This is a genomic window from Roseobacter sp. OBYS 0001 (genome assembly GCF_019654895.1).
GTDB lineage: Bacteria > Pseudomonadota > Alphaproteobacteria > Rhodobacterales > Rhodobacteraceae > Roseobacter > Roseobacter litoralis.
Map to the genome: position 1 here is coordinate 192992 of NZ_BPES01000002.1, position 23011 is coordinate 216002.

Below are 23011 nucleotides of genomic sequence, written 5' to 3' on the forward strand. Positions count from 1 at the left end.
TGCAGCCCGCACCCCGCGCGGTAAGCATGCGGTATGGCTTGTCACACCTGCTCATTCACCGTTGGTTCTGCTGAACAAACCGCGCAACGCGCTGTCGCGCTGGGCGCATTGTTACGGCCCGGTGATACCATTTTACTCGATGGCGTTGTTGGCGCCGGGAAGACCCATTTTGCCCGGCATTTGATTCAATCGCTTTTGGACGTAGCAGAAGACGTGCCGTCCCCTACCTTCACCCTTGTGCAAACGTATGACACGCGGTCAGGGTCGCTGTGGCATGCGGACCTGTATCGGCTTTCATCCGTTTTCGAGATTGAAGAGCTTGGCCTCACCGAAGCCTTTGAAACAGCAATTTGCCTGATCGAATGGCCTGACCGTTTGGCACAACTCACGCCGAATGACGCACTGACCATCCGGTTTGCCCAAGGCGCACCTGAAAACAGCCGCACCCTGACGGTTGATTGGACAGATCCGAAATGGGAAGCCGTGGTATTGAGCTGGAAAGCGTCATGACACGCGCAGCACAAGCCAAAGCGTTTATCGCACAGGCGGGCTGGCAAGACGCCCATGTCACGCCCCTTGCCGGTGATGCATCAAACCGCAGATACGACAGGCTGATCCGCCCAGATGGCGCAACAGCCGTCCTGATGGATGCGCCGCCAGCCAACAACACGAATGTCAGCGCTTTTGTGCAGATCGCGACCTACCTTCAGACGTTGGGGTTGAGCGCGCCACGTATCATGCATGAAGATTTCGACGCGGGTTTCCTGTTGATCGAAGACTTGGGCGATACCCTCTTTACACATCAGATCGCGGACAACCCTGCCCTTGAAGAGTTGCTGTATGAAACATCTGTGGACGTGCTGACACACCTTCACCAAGGCGCACCCCCAAAACTCGGTTCATACGCGTCCGCAATCACCATACCTCTCGCTGCGCTGGCCTATGACTGGTATCAACTTGGCGCAGTGGGCACCTTGGACCACGACGCAAAACGTGACTTTATATCAGTGTTAGAGCCGCTTCTTGCACAATATGACATCGACCTGACCGTCCTGATCCAGCGTGATTACCACGCCGAAAACCTGTTGTGGCTGCCAGACAGAACTGGCGTTGCACGGGTTGGATTGCTCGACTTTCAGGATGCCGTTCTGGGTCATCGCAGTTATGATCTGATGTCGGTCCTGCAGGACGCACGACGCGATGTTGATCCTCAGCTTGCGACGGATATGAAAGCACGCTTTGTCGCGCAAAACGCCTTGGATCCGCAGGCGTTTGACGCAGCATATGCCGTCTTTGGCCTGCAAAGGAACATGCGCATTCTGGGTGTATTTTCACGTCTTTGCATGCGGGATGCGAAAAGCCACTACGTCGATTTCCTCCCCCGCGTTTGGGGTCACCTCATGACCAACCTGAACCATCCGATGCTTGAACCTGCAGCGGAATTGATCGGAGCCACCTTACCAGAACCGACCCGCGACATCTGTGCCACACTCAAATCAAAGAGCGGTCAATGGGCTGGTCGGTAATGCTCTTTGCGGCAGGCTTCGGGAACCGGATGAAGCACCTGACCGCTGATCGCCCCAAGCCGATGGTTGAAGTTGCGGGCCGCCCTTTGATTGATCATGCACGCGCGCTGACCGACGCATTGCCTGCCGAGACAGTCGTTGCAAACCTGCATTACAAGGCAGAGATACTCCAAGCACATCTGCACAACACAAATGTCCAGACGATTGCGGAAACGCCAGATATTCTCGAAACCGGAGGCGGTCTGCGCAATGCGTTGCCCTTGCTTGGGCCCGGTCCGGTCATGACGCTGAACACCGATGCCATCTGGCAAGGCCCCAATCCACTGGACCAGTTGCAAAAAGCGTGGGACCCTGTCCGTATGGACGGTCTTTTGATGTGTATCCCGCCGCAAAACGCTGTTGCCTATGACGGGCCCGGCAATTTTCTGATCGGGCCGAGCGGTCAAATCAAACGAGGGGACGGCGGCATCTACAGCGGCGCGCAGATTGTCAAAACCGAACGGCTGGCCGAAATTGATCGCGCATCGTTTTCGCTGAATATTCTATGGGACATGCTAATGGCCGAAAACAGGCTCTACGCAGTTGAATATGAGGGTCTGTGGTGTGATGTCGGCCATCCACAGGGTGTGACTAACGCCGAGACGCTGCTTGGATATAGACATGTTTGAAGACAGCGACACGCCCCGTGTCTTCGGTCTGGCACCGGGCGTTGATTTCCCCAAAGGTCTGATGCAGGGGCTTCTGGAACGGGTCAGCCAAACAGCACCGGAAGAGCTCGCGCGGGTGCAGGTAATCGTCAACACGTCACGCATGCAGCGGCGATTGCGCAGTCTTTTCGATGCAGGCCCCGCCCGTTTGCTGCCGAAAATTCATCTGGTGACGCAGTTGGATCAACTGGCGCCCGGCATCGCCGTTCCGCCTGCTGTCAAACCTTTGCGCCGACGGCTTGAGCTGATCGCACTCGTGGCGCGTCTCATCGAGCAGCAAAAAGAGCTGGCCCCGCGCACATCGCTTTACGATCTCACCGACAGCCTCGCGGCGTTGATGGATGAAATGCAGGGTGAAGGCGTCACAGCCGACACGATCAACGGCCTCGATGTTTCTGATTTATCCGGCCACTGGCAGCGCACCCAGACTTTCATTCGCATTGCGCAAGACTACCTGTCGCGGACAACCACGACCCCAGACAAAGAAGCGCAGCAACGCCAGTTCGTCTCTGCGCTGGCCGATCGCTGGGCCATAGATCCGCCCCGGCACCCCGTTATTCTGGCCGGATCGACGGGATCACGCGGCACCACGATGTTGTTGATGGAGGCGATTGCCCGGTTGCCTCAGGGTGCGCTGGTCTTGCCGGGGTTTGATTTTGACATGCCACGCCAACAGTGGCTGCACCTTGATGATGCGCTGCTTTCAGAGGACCACCCGCAATATCGGTTCTACAAACTGATGCAGCATATCGGCGTTGGACGCTCAGATATCTCCCCTTGGCACAACGCACCGCCGCCTTCCCCTGCGCGCAACGCGCTGGTGTCGCTTTCGTTGCGCCCGGCTCCGGTAACCGATGCGTGGCTGACCGAAGGACCCAAACTCCACACCCTGAACGAGGCCACCCAACAGGTCACATTGCTCGAAGCCCCCAGCCCCCGCAGTGAGGCGCTGGCCATTGCCCTGCGCCTGCGCAAGGCGGTCGAAGACGGACAAAAAGCTGCTGTCATTACACCGGATCGGATGCTGACGCGGCAAATCACGGCAGCGCTGGATCAATTCGACATCCTGCCCGACGATTCCGCTGGCGCGCCCCTGCACCTCAGCCCACCCGGCCGGTTTCTGCGGCATGTCGCAGCGCTGTTTCATCGCCGTCTTGATGCCGAAGCCCTGCTGACCTTGCTCAAACATCCGTTGACACATAGCAGCACAAACCGTGCTGAACATATTCTGAACACGCAACGTCTGGAGCTTCGCATCCGGCGGGATGGACTGCCCTACCCCGACGCGGACAGCATTCAGATTGCCCTGTCAGGCGTTTCGCCGAACCCGGAACATCAAAACGCGGTTGATGTCTGGGGCACATGGGTCGGGCAAACCTTTGCCTCGGTGCAGACCAGCGGTGAGCAACCGCTAACCCATTGGGCGCAAGCCCATATGGCGCTGGCGGAGGCAATTTCCAGCGGTCCCTTCGGTCACGATACCGGTGAAATCTGGAAACAGAAAGCTGGACAAGAAGCCCTTAAGGTCATGACAAACCTCGCTGATCTGGCGCATCACGGCGGCCCGATGACTGCGTCTGATTACGGTAACCTTGTGGGCGCGCTGCTGTCCGAAGGCGAAGTGCGCGACCGTGATGCCCCGCATCCTGACGTTATGATCTGGGGGACGCTAGAAGCGCGCGTGCAGGGGGCTGATCTCGTTATTCTTGCGGGTCTTAATGACGGGACATGGCCCGAAGCGCCAACGCCAGATCCATGGCTGAACCGCGCGCTGCGTCATCAGGCAGGCTTACTTTTGCCGGAACGTCGGATTGGGCTTGCTGCGCACGATTATCAGCAAGCCATCGCCGCACCTGAAGTCTGGCTTACGCGCTCAATCCGCTCTGATGATGCGGAAACTGTCGCATCGCGTTGGGTCAATCGACTGTGCAACCTGCTGTCGGGTTTGAAGGGTCAGGACGGCCCTGCCCTGCTTGAAGCGATGAAGAATCGCGGCACCTTCTGGCTTGATCAAACGGTACTGCTTGAAAAGGTCGAACCCGCAGCCCCGGCCGCGCGCCCCGCCCCGCGCCCGCCGTTGGACGCGCGCCCGAAACGTCTGGCCGTTACGGACATCAAACACCTGATCCGCGACCCTTACACGGTCTATGCCAAACACGTTCTGAGGCTGCGTAAACTGGGCCCGCTGGTGCAAAGCCCGGATGCCTTGTTGCGCGGCACGGTTTCGCATCAGGTCATGGAGGACTTTGTACGACGCACGCTGGCTGACCCGGCGACTCTGACCGCACAAGACCTTGTCGATGTCGCGCATGAAGTTCTGATGCGCGATGTACCCTGGCCCGCCGCGCGTGCCTTGTGGCTGGCCCGGCTGACGCGCATTTCCGAGTGGTTCGTTGTGAATGAGCGCGCGCGCCAACACATCGGCATGCCCGTCGCTTTTGAGGAAGGCGCAGTCGGTAAGATGGTCTGGCCGGATATCAAATTCACCCTGACCGCGCGCGCCGACCGCATTGACCAGACAGAGGATGGCGATGTTTTGATCTACGACTACAAAACCGGATCGCCGCCTACGGTCAAACAGCAGACACTTTTTGATAAGCAGTTGCTGATCGAAGCTGCGATGGTGGAACAGGGCGCGTTTGAAAAGCTGGGGCCGCAGAATGTGGCACAGGCGACTTTCATCGGGTTAGGCTCGAATCCAAGTGAAGTTCCTGCGCCCTTGGACAGCGAACCGCCCGCACAGATACTGGCCGAATTACGCAAACTGGTGCTGGCTTACAAAGAGATGGATCAAGGGTTCACAGCCCGCCGCATGATGGAAAAAGATCAATACGGCAGCGACTATGACTTGCTGTCACGCTACGGCGAATGGGATGTCACGCAAGACCCTGTTCCGGAGGATTTGTCGTGAGCCCCCGTCACCCGGCCACACAGGCGCAGGTCGATGCAGCGCGACCGGATGCCTCTACCTGGCTTGCGGCAAATGCCGGGTCGGGCAAAACGCGCGTGCTGACGGATCGAGTGGCACGACTGTTGCTCGATAAGGTCGAACCGGAACATATTTTGTGCCTGACCTATACCAAGGCGGCGGCCTCCGAGATGCAAAACCGCCTGTTCAAACGCTTGGGCGAATGGGCGATGTTGGAGGACGCGGCGCTGGCCGAAGCGCTACGCGATCTTGGGGTCGAAACGGCGGTGGATGCCGAGAAATTGCGCAAGGCCCGCACCCTTTTTGCGCGCGCCATTGAAACCCCGGGTGGTCTGAAAATTCAGACGATCCATTCGTTTTGCGCGTCACTGTTACGGCGTTTTCCACTGGAAGCTGGCGTAAGTCCCCAGTTCAGTGAAATAGAAGAACGCGCGGCGGACCTGCTGCGCGCTGAAATCATCGACACGATGGCGCAAGGGCCGGATGCTGGCCTGATTGCAGATCTGGCACGACACTACACAGGTGAGGATTTCGAAAAACTCGCAAAAGCCGTGGTTCAGAACAAAGACGGCTTTCGAAATCCCTTGTCATGGGCTGAGACACTGGCGCTCTTTGATCATCCCGCGGACCTCACGACACAGCAGATCGAAGATCAGGTCTTTCTGGGTGGCGAGGACGCACTTCTTGATGCGCTCATTGCGCCCATGCTGGCAAAGGGCGGCAACGATGCCAAAGCAGCCGCTAAGCTTCAACAGATCCCTGCCCTGAATTTCCGGTCGCTGCCGGCGTTGGAGCAGGTATGCTTAACCGGACCCACGGCAAAATCGCCCTTCAGTGCCAAAATCGGCACTCTGCCGACCAAACCAACGCAGGCCATCGTTTCTGACGCAATGCCCGCGTTCGATGATTTCATGGGACGTATTGAAATTGCGCGTGATGCACGCATCGCCTTGCTGGCGGCGCAAAAGACCCATGCGCTGCATCGGTTTGCCGCGTCGTTTCTACCGCTTTATGAAGAACAGAAAACCCTGCGCGGGTGGCTGGATTTCGATGACCTGATCGACCGGGCGCGGGCCTTGCTCAATGACGAAAAGGTGGCCGCCTGGGTCCTGTTTCGCATCGACGGGGGCATTGACCACATTCTGGTGGACGAGGCACAGGACACCAGCCCAGCGCAGTGGGACGTCATTCGTAAACTCGCCGCCGAGTTCACCACAGGCGAGGGCGCGCGCACCGAAACGCGGCGCACTGTCTTTGTTGTGGGCGATAAAAAACAGTCGATCTATTCGTTTCAGGGTGCGGACCCGCGTGAGTTCGATCGGATGCAGTCAGAGTTCGAATCGAAGATCCGAGCCGCCGAACAGCTGTTTCAAAACAAAACCTTGGCATTCTCATTCCGGTCGGCCAGCGCCATTCTCGACGTGGTTGACCGCACTTTTGACGGGCAGGGAGACGCCGGGTTTTCGACGGACGAACAGCATATCGCCTTTAAGGATACACTGCCCGGTCGCGTGGACATCTGGCCCGTCATCGAACCTCAACCCGCCGAGGAAGATCCCGCCTGGCATGACCCGATTGATCGCAAGGCCGCGCATCATCACAGCGTCATTCTCGCCGAGCGCATCGCGACGCAGATCAAGGCGATGATCGCACACGATACCATTCCAGACGATCAGCATTCGGATGGTGAAATCACCCGCCGACCGGTCCAGGCTGGCGATTTTCTGATCCTCGTGCAGCGTCGCTCGGTCCTGTTCACTGAAATTATCCGTGCCTGCAAAAACGCTGGTTTGGACATCGCCGGGGCAGATCGTCTCAAGGTCGGCGGTGAACTTGCGGTTCGTGATCTAGCTGCGCTCCTGTCTTTTCTGGCGGTGCCCGAAGACAGTCTTTCTTTGGCATCCGCACTCAGATCACCCCTGTTCGGCTGGTCCGAGAAAGAGCTGTTTCAGCTTGCCCATTACAGGGAAAAGGACCACCTGTGGCAGGCTCTGCGCACCCAAGCAGACGCCTATCCTGAAACCCTCAAGGTGCTGCGCGATCTGCGGGCGAATGTGGATTTTCTGCGGCCCTATGATCTGATCGAACGTATCCTGACCCGCCACAAGGGGCGTCGCAACCTGCTGGCCCGCCTTGGGGTTGAGGCAGAGGACGGCATCAACGCACTCCTGTCGCAAGCCCTTGCTTATGAGCGAAACGCAGTGCCCAGCCTCACCGGGTTTCTGGTTTGGATGGAAACGGATGATCTGGAAATCAAGCGACAGATCGACAGCGCGTCCAATCAAATCCGCGTCATGACCGTGCATGGCGCCAAAGGTCTGGAAGCGCCCATCGTGATCCTGCCAGACAGCGGCAAACGCAACAATCCGGTGCGCGACGATATTGTGACGCTGAACGGCAAACCCGTCTGGAAGACACCCGCCAATGATACCCCTGCAGCGTTGGCCACGAAACTCGATGACATTGCGACGGCACAGGCGGCGGAACGATTGCGGCTCTTGTATGTGGCTCTAACACGGGCGGAAAAGTGGTTGATCGTTGCCGCAGCGGGTGAACTCTCCAAGCAGAACGACACGTGGTATCAGCGGGTGGATGCGGCCGTTGATGCAGCGGGCGCGCATTTGGTGGACATGCATGGGCTTGCCGTCAAGCGGCATCAGAAAGGCGATTGGGACGCCTTACCACTGACCGCAGCAAACCCCGGCGCGCCAATGCAAACCGCCCTTGATCCCTGCTTGACGACGCAGGCCCCGGCGCGGGCGCCACTGCGCGAAACCGTGTCGCCCTCTGATCTAGGCGGCGCCAAGGCGCTGCCCGGCGAGGCCGGACAGGACGAAGAGGCCGCCAAAGCCTATGGCACATCCGTGCATCTGTTTTTGGAACATCTGTCTGCCGCTGACACTGTCGACTGGCCCGCGCTGATAGATATTCTGTCAAATAAAGGCGATCCCGGCCTGCTGCGCGCGGCAAGCGAAGCCAAAACGGTTTTGCAAAACCCGGACCTTGCGCATCTCTTCACAGCGGACAGTCTGGCCGAAGTCGCAGTGACCGCCGAGTTTGGCACCGCGCGGCTGCACGGCATCATTGATCGGCTGATCGTCTCTGACACGGCCGTTTTGGCGGTGGATTTCAAGACAAACCAGACCGTGCCCTCTCAGCCCGCCGCCTGCCCTGAGGGGATTTTACGGCAAATGGGCGCATATACACATGCGCTGAAACAGGTTTACCCGGATCGAAAAATTGAAACGGCAATCCTGTGGACACGTAATTGCACGTTGATGCATTTACCGCACGATATCGTGACGCAGGCGTTACAAAACACTCTATATCTTGACGACAGCGCTACGCCTACATAGGTTCAGCTCTCAAACCCAGCCTGTCGAGGAGAAGACAATGGCCACCCTTGCTGTTACGGACGATACGTTCGACGCCGAAGTGAAAAATTCCGATATCCCCGTCGTGGTGGATTTCTGGGCTGAATGGTGTGGCCCCTGTAAACAGATCGGCCCATCGCTGGAAGAGTTATCTGCCGAGATGGATGGCAAAGTGAAGATCGTCAAAGTGAATGTGGACGAGAACCCGAATTCCCCTGCTCAGATGGGCGTGCGCGGTATTCCGGCACTGTTCATCTTTAAGGACGGGCAGGTCGTTTCGAACATGGCCGGCGCAAAACCCAAAGCCGCCCTGCAAGGCTGGATCGAAGACAACATCTGATCTGCACCAAGTGAAATTCGAAATAGGCGTCCAGAATGGGCGCCTTTTTTGTTGCCCTTGTGCATTTCCGACCCCCGCGCCATATAACATCGCAACACCACGCAGGAGGCCAGGATGGCACGAAACGAATTTCCCGGATGGCATGGAACCACAATAATTGGCGTGAAAAAAGACGGCGAAGTCGTCATTGCCGGTGACGGGCAGGTTTCTCTGGGGCAGACCGTGATAAAAGGCACCGCGCGCAAGGTGCGCCGCCTTTCGCCCGGCGGGTTTGATGTTGTCGCGGGGTTTGCCGGCTCAACCGCCGACGCCTTTACCTTGCTGGAACGGCTGGAAGCCAAGCTTGAAGCGACACCGGGGCAACTGGCCCGTGCCAGTGTGGAGCTGGCCAAGGACTGGCGCACCGACAAATACCTTCAAAAGCTTGAGGCGATGTTGATCGTGTCGGATGGCAAAGACATCTTTGTCATCACCGGTGCGGGCGACGTGCTGGAGCCTGAACACGATGTTACGGCAATCGGGTCGGGCGGCAATTATGCACTGGCCGCCGCACGCGGCATGATGGACAGCAAGCGCACCGCCGAAGAAGTGGCCCGTGACGCCATGGCGATTGCCGCCGACATTTGCGTTTATACCAACGGGAACCTGACGGTCGAAAAAATCAGCGCATGATTGGCAAGGATGATATCCGCGCAGCGGTTGGGGCGGGTATCCTGTCTGAGGCGCAAGCCGCATCGCTCACCTCGCTGGCCGACAGCAGACGTGGCGCGCGCGAAAACCTCAAGCCCGGCGACGAACCCTTTGAGCTTTTTCGTGGGTTCAATGAGATTTTCATCGTCATTGGCCTTGGGATTCTGGCAATTGGCTGGGTGGGTATCATCAGCTTTGGCGCGCTCGAAAACATATCCTCCGTTCAGACCTACATGATTGTGACAAGTGTCTTGGGCGCAGTCGTCATCTGGCTGTTGTCGGAATATTTCATCCGGCGCAGACGCATGGTCGCCCCCGCTATTGCATTGTCTTTGATGTTTGGCGGCAATGCCCTTTATGGATTCACCAGTAGCTTTGGTGAGTTGTTCATGCTCGCTCAGGAAGACTACAGCAGCATGCCTTTGCCTTTGGCGCTTTCGACCTTTGCCTTGCTGCTTTTCTGGTTCCGTTTCCGCGTCCCCTTTGCGCTGGCTATTATCGCTCTTTGCGCCTTTTTAGTCTCTGTTTTGATCGCGGGAAACAGCGCGGGCGCGCCAGAGGGTCTGCGTTCGATGTTCTTGCTATCTGCCGGGGGTCCCTTTGCATTCATCACGCTGGGTCTGGGCCTGATCGTGTTTATGATCGCCATGGCTTTTGACATGTCTGACCCGCACCGCGTCACGCGGCGCTCTGCGAATGGGTTCTGGCTGCACGTTGTGGCCGCACCCGCCTTGGTCAACACTATTGCGCTGAGCCTTCTGGCGCAGTCGGCAGGGTGGAGCAATCTGATGCTGGTTCTGGTTCTGACCCTCATTGCCCTGATCGCAATTGTCATCGACCGGCGTTCCTTTCTGATCGCTGCCATTGGCTATATTGTCATTCTCAGCAGTACGGTCTTTGACGGACAGCAAGCAGTCTTCACGGTTTTCGGGCTTGGGGTATTTCTGGTGTTTCTGGGCGCAAGGTGGGAGCGTATCCGCACGTTCCTGATGAAACGGCTGCCCGGTTTTATCCCGCGTCACCGTTTGCCACCTGCGGACTAATAACAATTCGGATCTTTGTCAGCGGTCTAAAAAACGCAAGAAACAGCCTTCTTGGTTGCCGTTTTCGCGCTTGATCCTTACATGCCCTGTAACAAACCATCTCAGGATAGACCTTTGACTGACCTTACACCCCGTGAAATCGTTTCCGAACTTGACCGCTTTATCATTGGACAGAATGACGCAAAGCGTGCCGTTGCTGTGGCCCTGCGCAACCGTTGGCGGCGCAAGCAGCTCGGGGATGACCTGCGCGATGAGGTTTATCCGAAAAATATCCTGATGATCGGGCCCACCGGGGTCGGCAAAACAGAAATCAGCCGACGCCTCGCGAAACTCGCCCGCGCGCCCTTTCTGAAAGTCGAAGCAACAAAATTCACCGAAGTGGGTTATGTCGGCCGTGATGTGGAGCAGATCATCCGCGATCTGGTGGACAATGCCATCAGCATGACGCGTGACCTTATGCGCGACGACGTAAAAGCCAACGCGCATCTGGCTGCTGAAGAGCGGGTCATTTCAGCCATTGCAGGCGAAGATGCACGCGAAAACACACGCGAGATGTTCCGCAAGAAACTGAAATCCGGCGATCTTGACGATACCATCATCGAACTGGATGTCGCCGATACGTCCAACCCCTTTCCCACCATGGATATTCCCGGCCAGCCCGGTGGCAATATGGGGATGATGAACCTTGGTGATATCTTTGGCAAAGCGCTGGGGGGACGCACCACGCGCAAGAAACTGACCGTTTCCCAAAGCTACGACGTGCTGATCGGAGAAGAAGCGGACAAGCTGCTGGATGATGAAACCGTAAACCGCGCGGCGATCGAATCCGTTGAGCAGAATGGCATCGTCTTTCTGGACGAGATCGACAAGGTTTGTGCCAAATCCGATGCACGAGGCGCTGATGTCAGCCGCGAGGGCGTGCAGCGCGATCTGCTGCCCCTGATCGAAGGCACCACCGTCAGTACGAAACACGGTCCGATCAAAACGGACCACATCCTGTTTATTGCCTCCGGCGCTTTTCATATCGCCAAACCGTCTGACCTGCTGCCGGAACTTCAGGGTCGCTTGCCGATCCGGGTTGAATTACGCGCCCTCACCGAAGAGGATTTCGTGCGCATCCTGACGGAAACGGACAATGCGCTGACCCTGCAATACACAGCCCTCATGGGCACAGAAAAAGTCACCGTTTCCTTTACCGAAGACGGCATCGCGGCCTTGGCAAAAATTGCCGCGGAAGTGAACCAATCCGTCGAGAACATCGGCGCACGCAGGCTCTATACAGTGATGGAACGTGTGTTCGAAGAGCTGTCGTTTTCCGCGCCCGAACGCGCAGGCGACGAAATAGTCGTTGATGCAGCCTTTGTGGATGAAAACCTCGGCGCACTTGCGAAATCCACGGATGTGAGCCGCTACGTTCTTTAGCACTTCCCAAAAGCGCGCCCGCCTGCGACACCGACCCCATGGGATATCTGCGCTTTGTCATTGAAAACAGGCTGTTCCTGCTGGCGGGGTTTTTGCTGTGCTTTACCTCCTCCTTTGGGCAGACCTATTTTATTTCACTCTTCGCGGGTGAGATTAAGGGCAGCTTTTCCCTGACGGACGGGGATTGGGGGGCCATCTATACCATCGGCACCACTTTATCCGCGATCACGATGATCTGGGCCGGGGCGCTGACGGATCGCTTTCGGGTGCGGCAGCTGTCTTTTGGTGTCATGATTTTGCTGGCACTGGCCTGCATGGCGATGGCCTATGTGCCAAACGGTTTTCTGCTTGTCTTTGTGATCTACGCCTTGCGTCTGATGGGGCAGGGCATGATGTCTCAACTGGGCGCGGTTGCGATGTCGCGCTGGTTTATGGCGACACGCGGCCGGGCGATTTCGCTTGCCTCGATGGGGTTTGCTGTTGGTCAGGCCGTTCTGCCGATCCTTTTTGTCGCTCTGCTTTTGCAGGCTGACTGGCGCAACCTGTGGATCGTCGCTGCTGTCTGCATCCTCTTCCTGATCCCCGTGATGCAAATACTCCTGCGTCAGGAACGCACGCCGCAATCCATGGCGGAAACGGCGCAAAGCCTCGGGATGCACGGCAAACACTGGACGCGGGGCGAATTGCTGCGCCATCCGCTGTTTTACATGATGATCCCCCTCGTTCTTGGCCCCGCCGCCTGGGGCACGGCGCTGTTTTTCCAGCAGGTCCACCTGACGGAGGTCAAAGGGTGGAGCCTTGTGTCCTTTGTCGCCCTGATGCCGATCTATACCGTTTCAACCATCGCCTTTACCTTCATCACCGGATGGGCGGTGGATCGGTTTGGCGTCAAATGGGTCGTGCCGTTTCAGATGCTGCCGTTTGCCTTGTCTTTCGCGGTTCTGGCTTTCGCAGATACGATCTGGATGGCCGGTGTGGGTCTCGTTATTTTTGGCATCGGGCAGGGCATGCAAGGCACGGCGACCACTGCGTTCTGGGCCGTGTTTTACGGCACGAAACACCTTGGCGCGATCAAGGCCGCTGCCGCCGCGTTGATGGTGTTTGGATCTGCGATCGGGCCGGGTATCACCGGCGCTTTCATTGATCTTGGCATCGATTTCCCCGATCAAATGATACCGATTGCGCTATTTTATGTCGGGGGCGCGGTCCTCGCGGGCCTTGGCATATTGCGGTATCAGCGCGATTTGCCCCGCTAACGCCCCCGCCGTAGATAGACGTAATATGCACCACCGCCCCCGTGACTGATATGCGCCTGACTGACCTGCATCACCACCGACGCCAGCGGCGGCGTGGCCAGCCATTGCGGTGCCTGATGCCGCAGCACCCCGTGGCGCACAGGGATCGGGCCGCCTTCGTCGCGGTTTTTGCCCTTGCCGGTGATGACCAGAACCAACCGCTTGCCCGCGCCATGGGACGACAGGATAAAACGTGACAACGCCGTATGCGCACGATCCAGCGTCATCCCATGCAAATCAATGCGGCCTTCGGGTTTTAATTTACCCCGGTTCATCTTGCCAAACGTCTTGCGGTCCATCTGCACCGGTGCAGTTTTCAAGCGGTCCGGCAAAGAGGGCGCAAGATCATATTCAGTCTTGCGCGACGCCGGTTTTGGGGGTGTTTTACCATCAAGCTTTATTTCAACGGGCAGATGCACATCCCGTTTTACCGGCTGAGGCGCATAGGCCTCGGGATCAAAGGTTTGCGTGCGCCGCAGGGCTTGCGTGTTTTCGGTCACTTTCTGCCAAAGCTCGACCTCATCTGGTTTCAGACGCCGCCGGGTCATTGGAGCGCTTCCGGTACCATTGCATATGCGCGTTGGATCGGCAGCAGGACAATCATGCGACCGGGGTCCCTGAGCCGCCCCGCTGCCCGACCGGCCTGATCCCCTGTGCCAAAGAAAATATCGGCCCGTTGCGCCCCTTTGATCGCGGATCCCGTGTCTTGTGCGATCATGAGGCGACGCAGCGGGTCAGCCCCGTCTTTCTCGATCCAGACCGGCGCGCCCAGCGGCACAAAAGCGGGATCAACTGCAATCGTGCGCAACGTCGTAACCGAACGGTTCATCGCGCCCAATGGGCCAAGGTGCCCCGGCACCTCACTGACTTCGCGGAAAAACACATAAGATGGATTGTGGTACAAAAGCTCTTTGCCGATGTCAGGGTTGCGCCGAACCCAGTTTTTGATCACCTGCGCACTGACCTGATGTGGCTGGTAGACACCGCGCCGAACCAATTCTGCCCCGATGGATCTATATTCATGGCCATTCTTGCCACCATATCCGACCCGCAATTTGGACCCGTCTGACAAGTTTATCCGACCTGAGCCCTGAATTTGGAGAAAGAACAATTCCACAGGGTCATCGACCCATGCGATTTCGAGGCCGCGGCCTTCCAGCTTGCGCTCCTCAAGAAGCTCGCGGCGGCTGTACCATTTCTCAACCTCGCGGGCTTCGGGAGGCAATGCGTAAAGCGGGTAGCGATATTTGGCGGAGGGTCGACGTGCGCCGTCCAGTTCCGGTTCAAAATACCCGGTAAACATCCCGTCTTTGCCGTCTTCAATCAGGACGGGACGAAACAGTAATTCAAAAAAACTGCGGGGGTCGGGGTTGGAGGTGGCGTAGGCGCAAACGGCTTGCCAGTCAGGGTCGTCCAAATCAGCGCAGGTGTTCTGGAAAACGTCCAATGCAGCGGCGTGATCGTCTTCGGCCCATCCCTGCATCTGATCGAACGACAAAACAGTGACGCGCGTATCAGACAAAACCGGGCCCATCATGGAAAGGAGCCCGGCGCTGATGGCAGCGCCAAAGGTTCGCCACCTCACCCGTCTGTTGAAACAAGTATCCAATTTGGGTCGTCCGACCCCATGGGGCGCGCAAAGCTCCATGTGTCTTTCTGGCGTTTGACCTCGGTGAGGCTTCCTTCGATGATCTCGCCTTCGCTGTTGCGCACAGCAGACGTCAGTTCGGCCGTGAAGCGGATCGTCAATTCACCTTCGTTGGTCTCAGGATCAAGCGTCGCATCCATCAGTTTCAATTCCCGCACACCGATGAACGACGCTTCGATCGTCAGCCCCTGATCCTCGCGCGCCGCAACACCGTCAACGAAAGATTCGTATATATCCTCGGCGAGGAAGGGTTGGATGTCGGCCAGCTCACCGTTTTCGTAGCCCATCACGATCATCTCATAGGCACCGCGCGCGCCACCAAGGAATTCGGTCACATTGAATCCCGGCTCAAGCCGTTTCATATTCGCCAACGCCTCGGCTGCATCGCTGTTTTCCTCGACATGGTCCGTGATATCCAGATCCGGCCCACCTTCTATGACCTCGAAATCACGCATCGGTGCGCTGTCCGACATCGGCGTCTGTGACGGCCCCGGCTCGAATCCATCTCGTGTTCCCAGCACGTTTTTCAGGCGAAAAATCAGAAAGACAGCGATACCGGCCAAAACCAGAAGCTGTATTAAAGGCGAAGAGTTCATAACGACCTCGAGTCAGACGAAGATGGAAACAATGTGCTAGACGCCTTATGTAGGTGCACGAGTGCATCAAGTCCACTGTCCGTCGTACGAAAGGGAGTACCAAAATGTGGCTGTTTATAGCCTTTCTCGCGATACCTTTGTTAGAAATCGCTTTGTTTATCCAGATCGGCGGCGCAATTGGCCTTGGCTGGACGCTGGCAACGGTGGTCGTCTCCGCTGTTCTCGGGACGTTTCTTGTTAGGAATCAAGGGGCTTTGGCCCTTGGGCAGGTGAAATCGTCCTTTAACCAGATGCAGGACCCGACAGAGCCTTTGGCGCATGGTGCAATGATTCTGTTTTCGGGCGCCTTATTGCTAACGCCGGGATTTTTTACAGATACGATTGGATTTTTATTGTTGATCCCCGGCGTTCGCGCCAGTGCCTTTCGCGCAATTAAGGCCCGTATGAACATCACAACCTTTGAAGCGGCGAACCGTTCGCATGGCCCGAAGCACCCCGGACGCGGCCAGCCAGACAATGTCATCGATGGCGATTACACCGAAGTTAAACCTGAGGCAGATCAAAACAAACGCCCCTCAGGCTGGACCGACCATTGAGAACCACAGACCAAGCTGGTAAGCGTCTTCAAAATTTATTTTAGGAGCGCGCAATGGCTGAAGAAGATGAAGTGAAAACAGAAGCGAACGGACAACAACAGGCCCCGCAAATGCGGGTTCTTGGCCAGTTCATTCGCGATATGTCCTTTGAAAACATTATGGCACAAAAAGGGGCGCCATCTGACGCACAGCCTGACGTGCAAGTGCAGGTCAATCTGGATGCGAAAAAACGCACTGCCGACAATCAATACGAATCCGCCATCAAGCTGAATGTGACATCAAAGGTCAAAGACGGCGACGCGACACTCTTTGTTCTGGAACTCGACTATGTCGGTATTTTCCACGTGGACAATGTGCCGGATGAGCAATTGCACCCGTTCCTGCTGATCGAATGCCCCCGGATGATTTTCCCGTTCCTGCGCCGCATCGTCAGCGACATCACACGGGACGGTGGCTTTCCACCGCTCAACCTCGAAAACATCGACTTTTTGTCGCTTTATCGCAACGAGCTGGCCCGGCGTCAGACGAGCGAAACACCCAAGATGGACGCCTGAACTCAGGCTTTCAACCAAACAGCGTCGTCGCCCAGTTTCGCAACAAATTCAGCGTGGGCGGCGGCTTCTTCCTCGGTCATCCGTGAAGGCAGAGGGGTCGGGCGTGGGCGCGGCGTCCAATCGACCGATGTATCCCCGGCGCTTTTCTGTGGAATATTCGACAGACCAAAATCCGGCTGCCGACCCCCGATGAGCTCAAGATAAACTTCCGCCAGAATTTCACTATCGAGCAACGCGCCATGCAGCGTTCGCGAGGCGTTATCAATACCAAAGCGTCGGCACAATGCGTCGAGCGAAGCAGGAGAGCCGGGAAAGCGTTTGCGTGCAATGGCAAGCGTATCGATGGCCTGTTCCCACGGGATTTGCGGCAGGTTCATCCATTTCAATTCAGCGTTCAGAAACTTGATGTCAAAAGCTGCGTTGTGAATGACCAGCTTGGCATCACCGATGAAATCCAGAAATGCCTGTCCGACCTCGGCAAATTTGGGTTTATCCCTCAGAAACTCATCGCCCAGACCATGCACCTGAAAAGCTTCGTCCGGCATCATACGCTCCGGATTGATGTACTGGTGATACGTTTTGCCGGTTGCCACATGGCCCATCAGTTCCACCGCACCAATCTCGACGATCCGATCGCCGGATTCCGGGTCGAACCCGGTTGTCTCTGTATCGAGCACAATTTCACGCATCTGCCAGTCCCTGTCGTATCTGATCCGTTATAGTCTGGACCTGCTGTCTTGCATGTTCAAGCGTATCAGTAACAATCACAAAGTCCGCCCGCGCGCATTTTTCCACATTTGGCATCTGCTTGTGCCTGATCTGATGGAACTGATCTGCCGTCATCTTGCCGCGCGCCAGAACGCGTCTTTCCTGTTCCTGATCGGTCGTGCTGACACAGGCGACCGCATCCATCTCCTTGTCCCCGCCAGTTTCAAACAGAAGCGGTATATCGAGGACCGTAATGTCATGTGTCGTCCGGTTCAGAAGGTCAGCCCGATCCGCGGCGACCAATGGATGCACAATCTTTTCAATCCGGGGCAAGACAGACGGATCCTGTTGGATCAACTCGCGCAAGACATCACGTGACACGCAATCGTTTTGAACGACGCTTGGGAAAACCGCGCCTATTTCGGCAACCGCTGCGCCGCCTTTTTCGTAGAGCCGATGAACGGCCTTGTCTGCGTCCCAAAGCGCGCAGCCAAGTTCCACAAAGAGGTCTGCGGTGGTCGATTTGCCCATGCCGATTGAACCGGTGAGCCCAAGTTTAAAGGTCACTTCAACACCGCTGATCGCGTTGCCTCTGTCACGGTCGGGCGTCGTCCAAACCATCGTTCAAATCCCGGCACGCCCTGATGCAACAACATGCCCAAGCCATCAACCGCCACGCAGCCTTTTTCCTCGGCCACCTCAAGAAGTTTTGTTTTCAAGGGGTTATATACCAAATCAGTTACAATTGTGTGTTCCTGCAACCCATCCAACGAGAGCTGCAATTCCGGTTTGCCAACCATACCGAGCGATGTCGTGTTCACCAATAGGTGCGCCTGTCGGACAGCATCCGATACCTGCGCCCAATCGACCACACGCACACGGGTGCCAAAATCCGATTGAAGCTGCTCTGATCGGGCGCGGGTACGGTTGCTCAGAACGATCCCTGGCACACCAGCGTCAAGCAATGCGACGATCACAGCGCGCGCCGCACCACCAGCCCCCAGAACCACAGCGGGACCTTGCGAAGGATTCCAATCCGGCGCACCTGATTTCAGGTTTTCGAGAAAGCCGTACCCGTCGGTGTTATCCGCGTGAATTTTGCCATCTTCTCCAAATGTCAGCGTATTGGCAGCACCAATCAGCCCCGCACGGTCTGTGACGTCATCTGCGAGCTTCAACACTGCTTCTTTGTGAGGGAGCGTGACGTTCAGCCCAACGAAACCCACCTTGGGTAGCGTGCGCAACACCTGTTCGAGGTCTGCGGCGGAAACCTCCATAGGGACGTAGAAACCGTGTATTTTATATGTGTCCAGCCAGTGGCGATGCAGTTGAGGCGACTTGGAATGCGCGATGGGGGAGCCGATCACGCCTGCCAGTGGGACATTCTTTTCGCTCATCTCGGTAAATCTCCGCGTAGGGTGAGGTAGGACAGTAATTCGAGCAGAGGCAAACCAAGCACCGTGAAATAATCCCCATCTATGCGTGAAAACAATCTCACACCTTCTTCTTCCAGCTTATAAGCACCGACCGAATGACGAATGCTGTCCCAATTGCGCGCAACATAGTCCTGCAAGTATGCATCCGAGGCGTCGTGCATCCGCAATCTTACAACACCGACATGCCGCCAGACCGGTTTACCATCTTCATAAACAACAGCGGCAGACAAAAGCGTGTGGCGGTCGTTTCTCAATCCCTGCAGCTGCGCAAGAGCGTCCTGTTGATCCGCTGGTTTCGACAGCAATTCCCCGCGATGATCCAGCACTTGATCGCAGCCCAGAACGACTGATCCAGGGTTCTTGTCGCTGACTTTGCGCGCCTTCATTTCAGCCAGGGTATCTGCTATATCTCTGGGTGGCGCATTCTCTGCCAGCAGGGCTTCCTTTACCATTCCTTCATCTATTCGTGCAGGTATTATGATATGTGGAACGCCCGCATTGCTGAGCATTTTCGCGCGGATCTCCGAGTTAGACGCAAGGATCAGGGGTTGGGTCATGTGTATAAGCCTGGGGGCAAGGTTAAGGATTTGTTAAGGGATACTTCTGCGGAAATCCCAAGCACGGTTCAAGGCAGTTCATAACGTGGTCTCCCCGTCACCCGCCAGCGAAACAGTCCATCACGGAACAAGGATAAGAGTCATTCTGGTATAAAACCATTCTGCCGATCTATCCACAGCTTTATCCTATGCTTCTCGGGATATCAGTATTTTAATACATTGATATATTTATCTTTTATTTCTTTCAGGGAATCCAGTAACACGCTGCGCGGAAACATATCCATTGTGTATAAGACGGGTGATAAAACAATAAACCACAGAAGTTGGCTTCGCTACATCATCATCATCTTTCTATCTTTACTTATTTATTTATAAGGAGGCATCGACAGGGGAGCGCGTGATGACTGATCTTTTGACCATTGGCTACCCTTGGATCAAATCGTTTCATATTATGTCGGTGATCGCGTGGATGGCGGGTCTGTTTTACCTACCGCGTCTTTACGTTTATCACACGGAGCAGGTCGGACAATCTGGTGAAACCCATCTGTTATTCCAGACGATGGAATTGAAACTGCTCAAAGTGATCATGAACCCGGCAATGATTGCGACATGGATTCTTGGAATTTGTCTGGTTTTAACGCCCGGGATCGTGGATTGGTCGTCTGCCTGGCCTTGGATGAAACTTCTCGGTGTGGTTGGCATGACCGTGTTTCACATGTGGCTTGCTAAAAAGCGCAAGGTTTTTGCTGCCGGTGAAAATCAGCTGACCGGACGACAGTACCGGATGATGAATGAAGTACCGACAATTCTAATGGTGGTTATTGTCATCTCGGTTGTCGTCAAATTCTGATTTGATTGACTCTGTCGTGCCGGCGGCTTATGTGATCGGCACCGTCCCGTCCGGGACCGGCGCAGACCCACACATTAGCACAGACAAAAAACCGATGTATTCCATCCGGTTTAGGCGAGTTCCTTATGACATCTCAAGACACTGATACCGAAATGGTTATAGAAACGCTGAACCTGGCGGACCTTAAGCGTAAGAGTCCGAAGGATTTGTTGTCGATGGCTGAAGATCTGGAGATCGAGAACGCCTCGACGATGCGCAAAGGCGAAATGATGTTCCAGATTCTGCGCGAACGTGCGGATGAAGGGTGGGAAGTTTCTGGTGACGGCGTGCTCGAAGTTCTTCAGGATGGGTTTGGCTTTCTGCGCTCACCAGAGGCGAATTATCTGCCGGGCCCTGATGATATTTACGTCTCACCCGAGATGATCCGAAAGTACTCCCTGAGAACGGGGGACACGATCGACGGGCTGATTAAAGCGCCCGATGATAACGAGCGGTATTTTGCGCTGCTTGGCGTTACGCAGATCAACTTTGAGAACCCCGAACAGGCGCGCCATAAGGTCGCTTTTGAAAACCTGACGCCGTTGTATCCGGATGAGCGTCTGACGATGGAAACTGAGGATCCAGCAACAAAAGACCGTTCTGCGCGGATCATTGATCTGGTGGCACCAATCGGGAAAGGGCAACGGTCCTTGATCGTCGCACCACCTCGTACAGGTAAGACGGTTTTGTTGCAAAACATCGCAAATTCAATCGAGCGGAACCACCCGGAGTGTTATCTGATTGTGCTGCTCATTGATGAGCGGCCTGAAGAAGTCACCGATATGCAGCGGTCCGTGAAGGGCGAAGTCGTGTCTTCCACCTTTGATGAACCTGCAACACGCCACGTTGCGGTGTCCGATATGGTGATCGAAAAAGCAAAACGCCTTGTGGAGCATAAGCGAGATGTTGTGATACTTTTGGATTCGATCACAAGACTTGGTAGGGCGTTTAACACAGTTGTGCCATCCTCGGGTAAGGTTTTGACTGGTGGTGTTGACGCAAACGCCTTGCAACGCCCTAAGCGTTTCTTTGGCGCGGCGCGTAACATTGAAGAGGGCGGTTCGCTGACGATCATCGCAACCGCGCTGATTGATACGGGCAGCCGCATGGATGAAGTCATCTTTGAAGAGTTCAAAGGGACGGGTAACTCTGAAATCGTGCTTGATCGCAAGATCGCAGACAAACGCGTATTCCCGGCCATGGATATTTTGAAATCTGGTACGCGGAAAGAAGACTTGCTGGTTGATAAGATTGATCTGCAGAAAACCTTTGTTCTACGTCGCATTTTGAACCCGATGGGTACAACGGACGCCATCGAGTTCCTGATTTCGAAGCTGAAACAAACAAAAACGAATTCCGACTTCTTCGATTCAATGAACACGTAAATTATTGTTTAATTACAATGGTTTAAATCATGGACACTGTTTTTGCACTTGCCTCCGCTCAGGGTCGCGCCGGCGTGTCGGTCATTCGCATATCCGGACATACTGCTTGGACGGTCGCTGAGCATCTGTGCGGCGCATTGCCGGAACCGCGCAAGTCTGCGGTTAGGTTTATCAGGTCTCAGGACGGGACGGTTATTGATCAAGCGCTTGTTCTAGCCTTCAAGGGCCCACATAGTTTCACCGGAGAAGATGTGGTAGAGTTTCACGTACACGGTAGCATTGCCGTGGTGCGGGCCATTCTAGCTGAATTGTCCGACCAAGGGTCTGCAAGACTGGCCGAAGCTGGCGAATTTACCCGCCGTGCTTTGGAAAATGGAAAGCTGGACCTTTCACAGGTTGAAGGGTTGGCGGATCTCATAGATGCGGAAACTGAGGCGCAACGCAAGCAGGCGGTTCGCGTGTTAACCGGGTCTCTGGGTGACAAGGTTGAAATATGGCGAACGAAGCTGATCCGTGCCGCAGCGTTGATCGAGGCAACTATAGACTTTGCTGACGAAGATGTGCCCGTTGATGTGACGCCTGAAGTTACATCGCTGCTGAAAGATGTTTCTTACGACATTGAATCTGAAATCGCCGGAACGCATGTTGCTGAACGCATCCGATCTGGGTTTGAGGTGGCCCTCGTCGGAGCGCCAAATGCGGGGAAATCTACGCTATTGAACAAGTTGTCCGGTCGAGACGCGGCAATTACATCAGAAATTGCTGGCACCACACGAGATGTGATCGAAGTACGGATGGACTTGGGCGGGTTGCCAGTCACCTTTTTGGACACAGCAGGTTTGCGCCAAAGCACGGACGAAATCGAAAAGATCGGTATAGTGCGTGCAGTTGCACGCGCGCGGGACGCGGACCTACGTGTATTCTTGTCGAAACCAAGCGAGAAGCTGCTGATTGATCCGGTGGAAGACGACATTCAATTGATACCAAAGGTAGATTTGTTGCCAGAGACAGATCTGGGTATTTCAGGAAAGACTGGCCAGGGGATTCCAGAACTCCTTGAAAAAATTGGAACTATTTTTGGAAAGCGTGTTTCTGGTGTTGGGTTGGCAACGCACGAGCGGCATCGTTTCGCGATGCAACGGGCCTTAAAAGATCTCGACAATTCGTTCGACGCTCTTCTTCGAGGCCCCGAGTTTTATGATATAACAGCGCAGGAGCTTCGATCAGCGATTCGATCACTTGAAACGCTTGTCGGCCGTATTGACGCAGAAAACCTGCTGGATGAAATCTTTTCAAGTTTTTGCCTTGGAAAATAG

At 55.8% G+C, this 23011-nt stretch carries 22 protein-coding genes; 15 read left to right on the plus strand and 7 right to left on the minus strand.

The genetic code is table 11. The annotated features are described in order from the left end of the window. Positions 1-33: 33 nt before the first annotated feature. From tsaE to K5Q35_RS06490, 10 genes are all read left to right on the plus strand, one after another. A complete protein-coding gene (tsaE, locus tag K5Q35_RS06445; RefSeq protein ID WP_220798930.1) occupies positions 34-510 on the plus strand; it encodes a tRNA (adenosine(37)-N6)-threonylcarbamoyltransferase complex ATPase subunit type 1 TsaE in 477 nt (158 codons plus the stop codon). Beyond that, positions 507-1526 carry an aminoglycoside phosphotransferase family protein gene (locus K5Q35_RS06450; protein WP_220798931.1) on the plus strand — a complete coding sequence of 340 codons (1020 nt, stop codon included), beginning with the start codon at positions 507-509 and terminating at the stop codon, positions 1524-1526. The genes tsaE and K5Q35_RS06450 overlap by 4 nt, the downstream gene beginning before the upstream one ends. After that, a complete protein-coding gene (locus tag K5Q35_RS06455; RefSeq protein WP_220798932.1) occupies positions 1511-2194 on the plus strand; it encodes a nucleotidyltransferase family protein in 684 nt (227 codons plus the stop codon). The genes K5Q35_RS06450 and K5Q35_RS06455 overlap by 16 nt, the downstream gene beginning before the upstream one ends. Then, a complete protein-coding gene (gene addB / locus K5Q35_RS06460; RefSeq protein WP_220798933.1) occupies positions 2187-5144 on the plus strand; it encodes a double-strand break repair protein AddB in 2958 nt (985 codons plus the stop codon). The genes K5Q35_RS06455 and addB overlap by 8 nt, the downstream gene beginning before the upstream one ends. Further along, on the plus strand, positions 5141-8518 hold the full coding sequence (addA, locus tag K5Q35_RS06465; RefSeq protein ID WP_220798934.1) for a double-strand break repair helicase AddA: 3378 nt from the start codon (positions 5141-5143) through the stop codon (positions 8516-8518). The genes addB and addA overlap by 4 nt, the downstream gene beginning before the upstream one ends. 37 nt (positions 8519-8555) lie before the next feature. Continuing rightward, on the plus strand, positions 8556-8876 hold the full coding sequence (gene trxA, locus K5Q35_RS06470) for a thioredoxin (protein WP_011566786.1): 321 nt from the start codon (positions 8556-8558) through the stop codon (positions 8874-8876). Between the two features lie 114 nt (positions 8877-8990). After that, positions 8991-9548 (plus strand): ATP-dependent protease subunit HslV, encoded by a 558-nt coding sequence (gene hslV, locus K5Q35_RS06475; RefSeq protein WP_013963928.1) that lies wholly within the window; start codon positions 8991-8993, stop codon positions 9546-9548. Continuing rightward, positions 9545-10609: a hypothetical protein gene (locus K5Q35_RS06480; protein ID WP_220798935.1), complete on the plus strand. Its 1065-nt coding sequence runs from the start codon at positions 9545-9547 to the stop codon at positions 10607-10609. Before hslV ends, K5Q35_RS06480 begins: the two co-directional genes overlap by 4 nt. Before the next feature lie 114 nt (positions 10610-10723). Then, positions 10724-12031: an ATP-dependent protease ATPase subunit HslU gene (hslU, locus tag K5Q35_RS06485; protein WP_220798936.1), complete on the plus strand. Its 1308-nt coding sequence runs from the start codon at positions 10724-10726 to the stop codon at positions 12029-12031. 38 nt (positions 12032-12069) lie between these two features. Then, the gene (locus tag K5Q35_RS06490) at positions 12070-13287 is read left to right on the plus strand and encodes an MFS transporter (RefSeq protein ID WP_220798937.1); all 1218 of its coding nucleotides are present in this window, start codon (positions 12070-12072) and stop codon (positions 13285-13287) included. Here K5Q35_RS06490 and K5Q35_RS06495 read toward each other — a convergent pair. The 3 genes from K5Q35_RS06495 to K5Q35_RS06505 are packed head-to-tail and all read right to left on the minus strand — an operon-like array spanning position 13284 to position 15570. Continuing rightward, the gene (locus K5Q35_RS06495) at positions 13284-13874 is read right to left on the minus strand and encodes a Smr/MutS family protein (RefSeq protein WP_013963932.1); all 591 of its coding nucleotides are present in this window, start codon (positions 13872-13874) and stop codon (positions 13284-13286) included. The genes K5Q35_RS06490 and K5Q35_RS06495 overlap by 4 nt on opposite strands. Next, the gene (locus K5Q35_RS06500; RefSeq protein WP_083825515.1) at positions 13871-14860 is read right to left on the minus strand and encodes a murein transglycosylase A; all 990 of its coding nucleotides are present in this window, start codon (positions 14858-14860) and stop codon (positions 13871-13873) included. Before K5Q35_RS06500 ends, K5Q35_RS06495 begins: the two co-directional genes overlap by 4 nt. A 47-nt stretch (positions 14861-14907) precedes the next feature. After that, positions 14908-15570: a Tim44/TimA family putative adaptor protein gene (locus K5Q35_RS06505; RefSeq protein WP_013963934.1), complete on the minus strand. Its 663-nt coding sequence runs from the start codon at positions 15568-15570 to the stop codon at positions 14908-14910. Between the two features lie 104 nt (positions 15571-15674). Between K5Q35_RS06505 and K5Q35_RS06510 the strand changes: the two genes are divergently transcribed. Together K5Q35_RS06510 and secB are read left to right on the plus strand one after the other, a co-directional pair. Further along, a complete protein-coding gene (locus K5Q35_RS06510; protein ID WP_220798938.1) occupies positions 15675-16166 on the plus strand; it encodes an FxsA family protein in 492 nt (163 codons plus the stop codon). 53 nt (positions 16167-16219) lie between these two features. After that, a complete protein-coding gene (gene secB, locus K5Q35_RS06515) occupies positions 16220-16720 on the plus strand; it encodes a protein-export chaperone SecB (protein WP_013963936.1) in 501 nt (166 codons plus the stop codon). Between the two features lie 2 nt (positions 16721-16722). Here secB and dnaQ read toward each other — a convergent pair whose 3' ends face one another. From dnaQ to K5Q35_RS06535, 4 genes are read right to left on the minus strand one after another with little or no spacing between them, the layout of a single operon-like run. Further along, entirely contained in the window at positions 16723-17409 is a 687-nt protein-coding gene (dnaQ, locus tag K5Q35_RS06520) for a DNA polymerase III subunit epsilon (protein WP_013963937.1), read from the minus strand. After that, positions 17402-17995 carry a dephospho-CoA kinase gene (coaE, locus tag K5Q35_RS06525; protein WP_220798939.1) on the minus strand — a complete coding sequence of 198 codons (594 nt, stop codon included), beginning with the start codon at positions 17993-17995 and terminating at the stop codon, positions 17402-17404. The genes dnaQ and coaE overlap by 8 nt, the downstream gene beginning before the upstream one ends. Beyond that, positions 17992-18825 carry a shikimate dehydrogenase gene (locus K5Q35_RS06530; protein ID WP_220798940.1) on the minus strand — a complete coding sequence of 278 codons (834 nt, stop codon included), beginning with the start codon at positions 18823-18825 and terminating at the stop codon, positions 17992-17994. Before K5Q35_RS06530 ends, coaE begins: the two co-directional genes overlap by 4 nt. Continuing rightward, the gene (locus K5Q35_RS06535; protein ID WP_220798941.1) at positions 18822-19421 is read right to left on the minus strand and encodes a nucleoside triphosphate pyrophosphatase; all 600 of its coding nucleotides are present in this window, start codon (positions 19419-19421) and stop codon (positions 18822-18824) included. The genes K5Q35_RS06530 and K5Q35_RS06535 overlap by 4 nt, the downstream gene beginning before the upstream one ends. A 400-nt stretch (positions 19422-19821) precedes the next feature. Here K5Q35_RS06535 and hemJ point away from each other — a divergent pair, with 400 nt between their 5' ends. From hemJ to mnmE, 3 genes are all read left to right on the plus strand, one after another. Next, positions 19822-20271, plus strand: coding sequence for a protoporphyrinogen oxidase HemJ (gene hemJ, locus K5Q35_RS06540; protein ID WP_220798942.1), 450 nt, complete (start codon positions 19822-19824; stop codon positions 20269-20271). Between the two features lie 152 nt (positions 20272-20423). Continuing rightward, positions 20424-21695 carry a transcription termination factor Rho gene (gene rho, locus K5Q35_RS06545; protein ID WP_220799137.1) on the plus strand — a complete coding sequence of 424 codons (1272 nt, stop codon included), beginning with the start codon at positions 20424-20426 and terminating at the stop codon, positions 21693-21695. Positions 21696-21724: 29 nt separating this feature from the next. Then, a complete protein-coding gene (mnmE, locus tag K5Q35_RS06550; RefSeq protein WP_220798943.1) occupies positions 21725-23011 on the plus strand; it encodes a tRNA uridine-5-carboxymethylaminomethyl(34) synthesis GTPase MnmE in 1287 nt (428 codons plus the stop codon).

Coding starts and splice junctions, on each gene's coding strand:
- K5Q35_RS06500 (WP_083825515.1), bottom strand. CDS start 14,860: ATGGGCCCGGTTTTGTCTGATACGCGCGTCACTGTTTTGTCGTTCGAT.
- K5Q35_RS06510 (WP_220798938.1), top strand. CDS start 15,675: ATGTGGCTGTTTATAGCCTTTCTCGCGATACCTTTGTTAGAAATCGCT.
- K5Q35_RS06505 (WP_013963934.1), bottom strand. CDS start 15,570: ATGAACTCTTCGCCTTTAATACAGCTTCTGGTTTTGGCCGGTATCGCT.
- K5Q35_RS06455 (WP_220798932.1), top strand. CDS start 1,511: ATGGGCTGGTCGGTAATGCTCTTTGCGGCAGGCTTCGGGAACCGGATG.
- secB (WP_013963936.1), top strand. CDS start 16,220: ATGGCTGAAGAAGATGAAGTGAAAACAGAAGCGAACGGACAACAACAG.
- K5Q35_RS06535 (WP_220798941.1), bottom strand. CDS start 19,421: ATGACCCAACCCCTGATCCTTGCGTCTAACTCGGAGATCCGCGCGAAA.
- mnmE (WP_220798943.1), top strand. CDS start 21,725: ATGGACACTGTTTTTGCACTTGCCTCCGCTCAGGGTCGCGCCGGCGTG.
- K5Q35_RS06530 (WP_220798940.1), bottom strand. CDS start 18,825: ATGAGCGAAAAGAATGTCCCACTGGCAGGCGTGATCGGCTCCCCCATC.
- dnaQ (WP_013963937.1), bottom strand. CDS start 17,409: ATGCGTGAAATTGTGCTCGATACAGAGACAACCGGGTTCGACCCGGAA.
- hemJ (WP_220798942.1), top strand. CDS start 19,822: ATGACTGATCTTTTGACCATTGGCTACCCTTGGATCAAATCGTTTCAT.
- rho (WP_220799137.1), top strand. CDS start 20,424: ATGGTTATAGAAACGCTGAACCTGGCGGACCTTAAGCGTAAGAGTCCG.
- tsaE (WP_220798930.1), top strand. CDS start 34: ATGGCTTGTCACACCTGCTCATTCACCGTTGGTTCTGCTGAACAAACC.
- K5Q35_RS06495 (WP_013963932.1), bottom strand. CDS start 13,874: ATGACCCGGCGGCGTCTGAAACCAGATGAGGTCGAGCTTTGGCAGAAA.
- trxA (WP_011566786.1), top strand. CDS start 8,556: ATGGCCACCCTTGCTGTTACGGACGATACGTTCGACGCCGAAGTGAAA.
- K5Q35_RS06480 (WP_220798935.1), top strand. CDS start 9,545: ATGATTGGCAAGGATGATATCCGCGCAGCGGTTGGGGCGGGTATCCTG.
- hslV (WP_013963928.1), top strand. CDS start 8,991: ATGGCACGAAACGAATTTCCCGGATGGCATGGAACCACAATAATTGGC.
- K5Q35_RS06450 (WP_220798931.1), top strand. CDS start 507: ATGACACGCGCAGCACAAGCCAAAGCGTTTATCGCACAGGCGGGCTGG.
- addB (WP_220798933.1), top strand. CDS start 2,187: ATGTTTGAAGACAGCGACACGCCCCGTGTCTTCGGTCTGGCACCGGGC.
- K5Q35_RS06490 (WP_220798937.1), top strand. CDS start 12,070: ATGGGATATCTGCGCTTTGTCATTGAAAACAGGCTGTTCCTGCTGGCG.